The organism is Pedobacter sp., assembly GCF_035566355.1.
Lineage (GTDB): Bacteria > Bacteroidota > Bacteroidia > Sphingobacteriales > Sphingobacteriaceae > Pedobacter.
Window position 1 is genome coordinate 1 of record NZ_DATMRL010000624.1, and the last position, 8,191, is coordinate 8,191.

Annotated in this window: 8 protein-coding genes; 5 read left to right on the top strand and 3 right to left on the bottom strand. The window is 41.8% G+C overall.

Annotated features, from left to right (window positions below):
• Positions 1-199 (top strand): hypothetical protein (locus VNZ46_RS24460; protein ID WP_325563519.1); only part of this gene is annotated, 199 nt, incomplete at its 5' end.
• A gap of 192 nt (positions 200-391) precedes the next feature.
• On the opposite strand, the gene VNZ46_RS24465 is transcribed toward VNZ46_RS24460, so the two are convergent.
• The 3 genes from VNZ46_RS24465 to VNZ46_RS24475 all read right to left on the bottom strand — a co-directional run bounded on the left by VNZ46_RS24465 (position 392) and on the right by VNZ46_RS24475 (position 4,227).
• The gene (locus VNZ46_RS24465; RefSeq protein ID WP_325563521.1) at positions 392-1,171 is read right to left on the bottom strand and encodes a hypothetical protein; all 780 of its coding nucleotides are present in this window, start codon (positions 1,169-1,171) and stop codon (positions 392-394) included.
• Positions 1,172-1,262: 91 nt separating this feature from the next.
• Positions 1,263-2,957 (bottom strand): group II intron reverse transcriptase/maturase, encoded by a 1,695-nt coding sequence (ltrA, locus tag VNZ46_RS24470; RefSeq protein ID WP_325563523.1) that lies wholly within the window; start codon positions 2,955-2,957, stop codon positions 1,263-1,265.
• 901 nt (positions 2,958-3,858) lie between these two features.
• Entirely contained in the window at positions 3,859-4,227 is a 369-nt protein-coding gene (locus tag VNZ46_RS24475; RefSeq protein WP_325563525.1) for a helix-turn-helix domain-containing protein, read from the bottom strand.
• Positions 4,228-4,333: 106 nt separating this feature from the next.
• Here VNZ46_RS24475 and VNZ46_RS24480 point away from each other — a divergent pair, with 106 nt between their 5' ends.
• The 4 genes from VNZ46_RS24480 (at position 4,334) to VNZ46_RS24495 (ending at position 7,988) form a co-directional block, all read left to right on the top strand.
• A complete protein-coding gene (locus VNZ46_RS24480) occupies positions 4,334-5,086 on the top strand; it encodes a glucose 1-dehydrogenase (RefSeq protein ID WP_325563527.1) in 753 nt (250 codons plus the stop codon).
• 17 nt (positions 5,087-5,103) lie between these two features.
• A complete protein-coding gene (locus VNZ46_RS24485; RefSeq protein WP_325563529.1) occupies positions 5,104-5,862 on the top strand; it encodes a glucose 1-dehydrogenase in 759 nt (252 codons plus the stop codon).
• 217 nt (positions 5,863-6,079) lie between these two features.
• On the top strand, positions 6,080-6,991 hold the full coding sequence (locus VNZ46_RS24490; protein WP_325563531.1) for an AraC family transcriptional regulator: 912 nt from the start codon (positions 6,080-6,082) through the stop codon (positions 6,989-6,991).
• A gap of 85 nt (positions 6,992-7,076) precedes the next feature.
• Positions 7,077-7,988, top strand: coding sequence for an alpha/beta hydrolase (locus VNZ46_RS24495; protein WP_325563533.1), 912 nt, complete (start codon positions 7,077-7,079; stop codon positions 7,986-7,988).
• The last annotated feature ends 203 nt before the right edge of the window (positions 7,989-8,191 follow it).

The window sequence follows — 8,191 nt, forward strand, 5'->3', positions numbered from 1 at the left end:
CAAAGATGCTTCTTCGTTGAAATTAAGTGGATCTGCAGAACGCCATATATCAGTAATTGCTGATGCTTCACAAATCAATGTAAACCAATTTGCAGCCTTAAAAACTGTTTCATCGAGCCCTGTATTTCATGCTGATCTGGATGCTCAACTTGCGGAATCAGTTAATATAGTTGTAACTTCTAGCAAAGTTTCGAAATAAGAATAAAGAATCGGATCAAAAATGGCGGGTATCTAACTGATGCCCGCCATTTCAGTTTTGGCGATTGCATCAATTGTGTACGTGATTGTTCTTATAATGTAGGTGTTAATATCGTATTTTGTGGTTATGCGCAGAAAATTGGAGTGTTTGGCGCGCGTTCTTCCAAGAATTGGAAGAACTGGGGGGAGGGTACTAAAGAGCTTCGATTTCCTGAATCGAAAGTTTGGTGATTTTGGCTATAAATGATGATGAACATCCTTCTTTCTTCAATTCCTGAGCAACTTCTAAGGCTTTTTTGTGCTCACCTTTAATTTCGCCTCTGATCTCACCTTTAATCTCTCCATTAATCTCACCTCTGATGTACAAGATGTCCTTTTCTTCTACAAATATTTTTCCTGTTAGTGCCATATTTTTAATCGATGTTTTCTCTAAATTACGCAATTGCATTAAAACGCGCAATTGTTTTAAATATCTTCCTTGTTCTAATTCTCCAATACCTTTGTTTTCTATTTCCTGAACGATCTGTTGTAAGATCATTTCTGTATCCTCAATTTGGAGATCACCGAGAATGGCCAGCATCTTTTGTTCTATTTTCTCTGAGTTTAGAAATACCTGGTAATCGATATCCGAAAATGTAAGCAGGTTATACCAGAAATGGAGGTATTTGTTCCTGATCCGCATGGGCATAGTGGGTCTTCCTGCACCAATATAAATCACAAACTGGGTCACTGGCAGTCCGTGTTTTCTTTGCAGCATGATGCTGTATTCTGCCATGCGGAAAGCCATATTTTTTTCGTTGTCGCGCTGGTATTCAATGTGGAGTATAAAGACTTTTCCCTGGTCATCTTCTACTCTTTTTAAAAGATCAGGTTTGCGTTCTTTGGTGTGCTGAACATCATCTGCGATCTCTTCGCTTTTAACGATATGGAGATGGAGTACATCTTTAATAACGTCGGGTAGGGTGTCTTCCATATTTTCGGAAGGTAGGTCAGGGGCATTACTGCCCCTTTCCCCCTTAAGAACCGTACTTGCACCTTTCAGCACATACGGCTCAAGCAATTAACTAACTACGTATTGTTGACGTAGTCGGCAGTTGGTACACAAATCCATATTCAAAACCTCTTCTATGACATCCAAAGTGCATAATACAGAGATTACTGATTTTGTAATCTCCACCCTTTAACCTACTGGTTAGCAAATGGACTATTCCTTTGTTTGTCGTATATAAAGCTCCGCCACAACAGATGCATTTATTGGATTGCCTTTTTAAAAGCAGCTCTAATGTCAATCTTCCTGTCTTGCTGTGTGTCATTTTACACGAATGTCTCCATTCAAAGTATTCTTCATACTGCGAATCGAAGATGTTCGCTTTATTTTTGATTTTTAGGTGGCGGATTATTTTCATGTCCGAGGCTTTGAACAGGTAGCGTTCTGTGGTCGCCCCACTTTTGAGTTTTTCCTTAGTTCTAAAACAATAGTTTCTTAGCTCTATCCTGGTGAAGTATTTTTGCATCACCCAATGGGAACCTTTCTTAGGGTGTCTCCTTTTTGCCCATTTCCATAATGATTTCCAGATTTCGTGATCAATTTTATGGAATGTTTCTTTGGAGACTACAGATCTGTGGTAAGTTGTCCATCCTCTTATTATTGGATTAAGGTATGCAATTAACTCTTTCTGGCTTAGTGCTCCGCTTTGGCGTATTCCTTCTCTTAGTTTCTTAAGAAACGTTTTTACGTTGTCTTTAGATGGTTTGATCAGGAGTTTGTATCGTTTGCCGTTTTTGTATTTGCGGATGTTTTGACCCAGAAAATCGAATCCATCGTGGATGTGGGTTACTTTCGTTTTTTCAAGCGAAAGTTCCAATCCCCTTTCTTTTAGAAATTCTATGATCAGCACTTTAATCCTTTCCAGGGTTTCCATCTTTCTCCCAGTGATAATGAAGTCGTCCGCATAGCGGACCAGGTTTATACCCAGCCTTAATTTACCAAAGTTATCATCCAGTAATTTTTCAATTCCGTTAAGTACAAAATTGGAAAGACAAGGAGAAATAATTGAGCCCTGTGGAGTACCCTTTAAGGTTGGAAATAACTTTTTGGTTTCGATGTACCCTGCTTTAAGCCATTTCTTTAAGATGGTTTTGTCCATGCAAATGTTCTCTAACATCCATTCATGGCTAATATTATCAAAACAACCTTTGATGTCACCTTCCATAATCCAATTTGCCGAGTTACCCCGGCACAAGTTTTGGAAGGTCTGTTCGATTGCATCTGCACAACTTCGTTCCGGCCGGAATCCATAGCTGGTGTTATCGGATGTGGTTTCCGATATTGGGATTAGGGACTGGTAGTGCAGTTGTTGCTGACACCTGTCCAGAATAGTAGGAATTGAGAGAGGCCTCTGTTTCCCGTTCTTCTTTTTGATATATATCCTTCTTAATGGTTTTGGCCTATAGTCCCTTCGTTTTAAAAGAGATACTATTTCCATCTTTTGCTTAGGGCTACTGGCGGTTTTTCCATCTACGCCTGGGGTGCTTTTCCCTTTGTTTTGTGTAACTTTCCTTACGGCTAGTATTTTAGCCGAGAAGGATGTGGTTAATAAGCGTTGTAAGGACTTTACTTTGCCATACCTATTCTCCCTTACTGCCTTGGCAATTCTGATTTGGAGCTTTTTGACCACAGCTTCGTGTTTAGGCCAATTAAGGCCTGTCCATTTCAGCTGTGTAGGAGCTGCACCCGCTAAAGTTGCCTTTGCAGTCATTTGCTTTGCTTCTTGAATTTTAAGTTCTCTAAATTTATTGCCAGTAATCACCTAGAGGCACGTCTGCTGGCTTTCGCCACAGGGCGATCTTTTCATCCCTTATATTGTCCATTACAGACAACCGTTCGCTTTTTGCCTCATTCCTCGACCCGCTTGCCCATGGGATTTCCTTACGGTCATCTTGCCTTTTCGGCGAACAAACGGGGTTTCCCTGTTGATTGAATTGACTTTTGATAGTTTAGGTTCAAGCTGTCCACCGGAAACATTATTGTCTACGCAAAGAGATTCCAAAGCTCTTTGTCCTGTTTTCTTTGCCTTTTGGCTCAAGCCTGTCAGTCCTGTTTGGCTTGCTCAAAATAACGGCGTTTATCACTTGTTCAATTAATTTAACCATGCTATCCTTGCCTCGCACTAAACGGAATTGCAGAACTCTCCGTACCCTCGTCTCCTCACGGTTCTGAAGGCTTATCTCTCGATAAATTCGTTACTTTGTCATCTGTGCCCAGACCCTGCAATTACTCGCAGCGCATGCCGATTAGGCAACCACTCGTAGAAAAGTGGGTTACAGCGTTTCCCAACGTGTAACAATTCAATTCAACCCTTAGCAGGTCACAGGCGGAAGATTTTGTCATACATGCTGCCCTGTTCAGGGCCATTAATTTTATCTGTCATATTTTATCTGAATTGCACCAATGTATAGATGGGAAATTCTAATAAAAAATTATCGCTGATATTTGAAACGAAACAGCTAACAAAGAGAAATTTTATCCAAAAATGCACGAGAAAATGGAGGTAAAACTGGGTAACGTCATCAAAACTACAAATCAACAGAAGCTGTCAATTGAAACATTAAGACACTATGCTTAATGAAAGAAATGAGTATGTCTTTGCCCAGGTTAAACTAGCCGTAAGTGACCCTACTTTTTTTATCCGTTTCTCCAGGCATCGGAGCTACCTCATATTTGCAATTCCATTCTTTGATGCTTTCTAAAATTGGCAAGAAAGCTAAGCCTTTCTCAGATAATTTATATTCTACCCTCGGCGGCAGTTCCTTATAGGCCAATCTTTCCAGCAATCCATCTTCTTCCAACTCTTTGAGTTGTTCGGCCATGACTTTTCTTGAAATGAGCGGTATGATGGAATCCAGCTGCCCAAAACGAACGGTACGGGTGCCGATCACATTGATGATGATTGGTTTCCATTTATTACCAATCGTGCCGATCGCTCTCGTAAAGGAGCAATTCGAAGCGCAAAATCTCTCGTCTCTCATGTTCTTAAAATTTGTAGTTACCCAGCGGTAACCAGAATAAACTGTGTTAGTTACAAATATAAACTATTGATAGTAACTTTGAGAAACAAATTCAAAATATTTAAAAATGGATAGATTAAAAAATAAAGTAGTTGTGATTACGGGCGGTAATAGCGGCATTGGATTGGGCATTGCCCTGGAATTCAGGAATGAGGGTGCTAAGGGAGCTATCGTGGGCAGAAACCCGGAAACCTTAGCAAGTTCGGTGGCTCAACTTGGGGATGATTTTATAGCCATCAATGCCGATGTGACTAAACTGACCGACCTGGAAAGCGTATTTAAAGACACCGCTGAAAAATTTGGTAAGATAGATGTTATTGTGGCCAATGCGGGTGCCGGAGCAGTAGGAACGGTGGCGACTTTTGACGAAGCCGCGTTTGACCAGGCCATGGACCTCAACCTGAAAAGTGTTTACTTCACGGTTCAAAAAGCATTGCCCTATATGAATGACGGTGGTTCGATCATTCTGATCGGGTCAAATGCGGCACACCGGGCTTATGCGAATTTTACGCTTTATGGCGCTGCAAAAGCGGCCGTGATCTATTTGGCCAAAGGATTTTCAAGCGACCTTTTAGACCGGAAGATCAGGGCAAATGTGATTACACCGGGTACTACCGATACACCTGCATTTGACAAGTTTGTGCCGGCAGAACAAATGGAAGCGGTGAAAAAACACTTTGCAGATCAAATGCCGATAGGCCGGATCGGACAACCTGCTGACATTGGTAAAACAGCAGTTTTCCTGGCCTCTGATGATTCTTCGTTTATGTTGGGTGCCGAACTCCTGGTGGATGGCGGCATGACCTATTTATCAAAATAATTTTAAAAATTCTCAAAATGAATAAATTAGAAAACAAAGTAGCGGTAGTTACAGGTGCACCAAAAGGAATAGGTGCAGCTATTGCCAAACATTTTGCAGCAGCAGGTGCAAAAGTAGTTGTGAATTATGTGTCCAGCAAAGAAAGTGCGGACAGCGTAGTGAAAGCCATAACCGACAAGGGAGGCATAGCCATTGCGGTACAGGCCGATGTGTCTAACGAAGCGGATGTAGCCCGGCTGTTTGAAGAAACCAATAAAGCTTTCGGCGGCCTGGATATTTTGGTCAACAACGCGGTTTATCAGGGCTATGCACCTATTGAAGGGATATCAGCCGAAATTTTTCATAACAGTTTTAATATCAATGTGCTGGGGCCTATACTGACGATCCAGGCAGCTTTAAAGCTGTTTGGTAACAAAGGCGGTAATATCATTAATATCAGTTCAGGTGCCAGCAAAATGCCGCTCCCGGGAGCATCGCTGTATTCAGCATCAAAGGCGGCATTGGATGCCATCACGATCGCTTTATCGAAAGAGTTAGGTGTTCAAAAGGTCCGTATCAATTCCATTTTGCCGGGCGCTACGGAAACCGAAGGTGCAACTGCAGCGGGCGTCACTTCTGGCAGTGATTATGAGAAAATGTTTATCGCCAACACGCCGCTTGGTCGCAGAGGGCAGCCCGATGATATCGCGAAAGCTGCCGTATTCCTGGCTTCCGATGATGCCGCCTGGATTACCGGAGAGCAGATCTCCGTTTCGGGTGGTATGTATGGTTTCTAAAATACAGATCATTACTTTCAAATCTCTGTTTCTTCCGGAAGCAGGGATTTTTTTGCTTCAAATAAACGCGTTGTTGGACATAAGATTGTAGGTAAGTTTATCACCTGTATGGATGGCTGCATTTTATTAATCAGAAGGGTAACCAGGTGAGTACTTCCAACTGATTGATAATTATTATATTGCAAGTACTTTTTCAGATCAAGAAAATAGGCGGCGTATGTATTTAACTTCACTTCCGGACCACTCGGACCCAGATTTTGATGAGGAATTACACTTTAAGAGATTTAAAGAGCGCAATGTTATTTTTAATACTGCCAGCAGTTTTAGCTTTTGCGATGCACATGTAGGATGCCTTTCTTTCAAAACGATACTGAAGGGAGAGGAGTGGTATGTCGTGAACAGACGCAAGATTGCAGTCCGGCCGGGACAGTTCCTGATTCTCAATGATGAACAGGATTATTCCTGCAGGATAGATAGCCAGGATAAAGTGAGGGGATTATCCGTTTTTTTTCAAAAAGATTTTGCCGCTTCGATATTTCAGGACGTGTTAAAAAGTGAAATCGAATTACTCGACAACCCCTTTTTGATGAAAGGCACCCAGCCGGAGTTTTTCCAGACGCTGAATGCCATCGAACCGCAATTACAGTTTGAACTTACTAAACTCATTTCTGACCTTGAAGAATCTGGTTATAGCGCTGGGACAGAAGAATATTTGGTCTTTTTCCTGCGTTATCTCATCAAAACGCTTAAGTCGGAATCTAAGAGACTGACTGAAGTTTCGGCCATTAAACCAAGCTCGAAAATCGAGATCTTCAAACGCCTGTGCATAGCGAAGGATTTCCTGCACTCCACTTTTATGGAGCCAATGGATTTAAAAGACGTTGGCAGCGCTGCCTGTTTATCCGTTCCCCAGCTGATCAGGCAATTCAAATCTGTTTTTAAATATACCCCACACCAATACCTGGTACAGATAAGACTCAAACAAGCAGCGAATTTGCTGAAAAATACAGACACACCCGTACACGAAATTACCTGGGAATGTGGATTTGAAAACGTCAGTGCTTTTTGCAGGGCCTTTAAATCAGCATATGGTGTGCAGCCTTTGGTTTTCAGAAAGGCATATTTGTAAATTGAGCATTTTTGCACATTTTTAAAATGGGTGAAAAGATAATTTTGGTGAATGACCAATCGGAAACTTTAACAATTTTATCAGCGTGAAACAAAGCATAATTTTTATCCTCTATATCCTTAGTACTTCATTATGCTATGCCCAGGACGCCATTATTCCGCTTTACGGGGAGCAGATCCCAAATTCGATAAAAACACCGTCCGATTATATAGAGCAAACCGATAGCGACGGTCTCACTAGTAATGTGAGTGTTCCCACGCTTGCTGTATATTTTCCGGAAAAGGAAAAGGCCAACGGAACTGCGGTAATTATTTTTGCGGGCGGCGGATATTTTGTTCTTGCACAAAAAAAATGCGTTGAAATTGCAAAGGCGTTGAATGCGCGAGGTGTAACTTCTTTTGTTGTTAAATATCGCTTGCCTAGTGACAGGATCATGAAAGATAAATCAATCGGCCCGCTACAGGATGCCCAAAGTGCAGTTAAAATGGTAAGGGAGAGGGCAAAGGAATGGAACATAAATCCATCAAAAATAGGTGCAATGGGTTTATCTGCAGGTGGCCACCTGGTGTCTACAGAGGCGACCCAGTTGGGCAGGGTTGTTATTGAAAACAAGCAAAATACATCACTCAGGCCTGATTTTATGATTCTGCTCTATCCTGTGATTATTTATGACCCGCTGATATCCCGGACACGGGAAAACCTGATTGGCAAAGCTGCTTCGGCAGAAACATTAAATTTATATAGCACAAATAAACATGTGAGTCATCATACACCGCCTACGTTCCTGGTCCATGCAGCAGATGATGACGTTATTCCGGTAAAGAACAGTCTAACCTTTTTTGATGCAATGCTGAAAGCCAAGGTCGCGGGGGAATTGCATGTCCTGCAGACGGGTGGTCATGGTTTTGGGATTTACGAAGATCATATCCCGAATAACTGGTTCCCGCTATGTTGTGACTGGATGAAAAAAAATGGGTTTCTTCCTGATGGAAAGTAAGCAACCCGCATTTGTTAAAATAAACTTACAAAGAGATGAATATGGTCATCAGAATCAGTTTTATAAAATGTTTTCTATTGTTTTTCAGTTTACCTGCAGCAATGGCGCAGCGGAGTACGGAGTATGTTTTTCCTTCTGTACCATTTAATGAGGCTGAGGCATCCGTGCAGATGGGGGATGGTACTGCGCTCATCAGGGGCGTG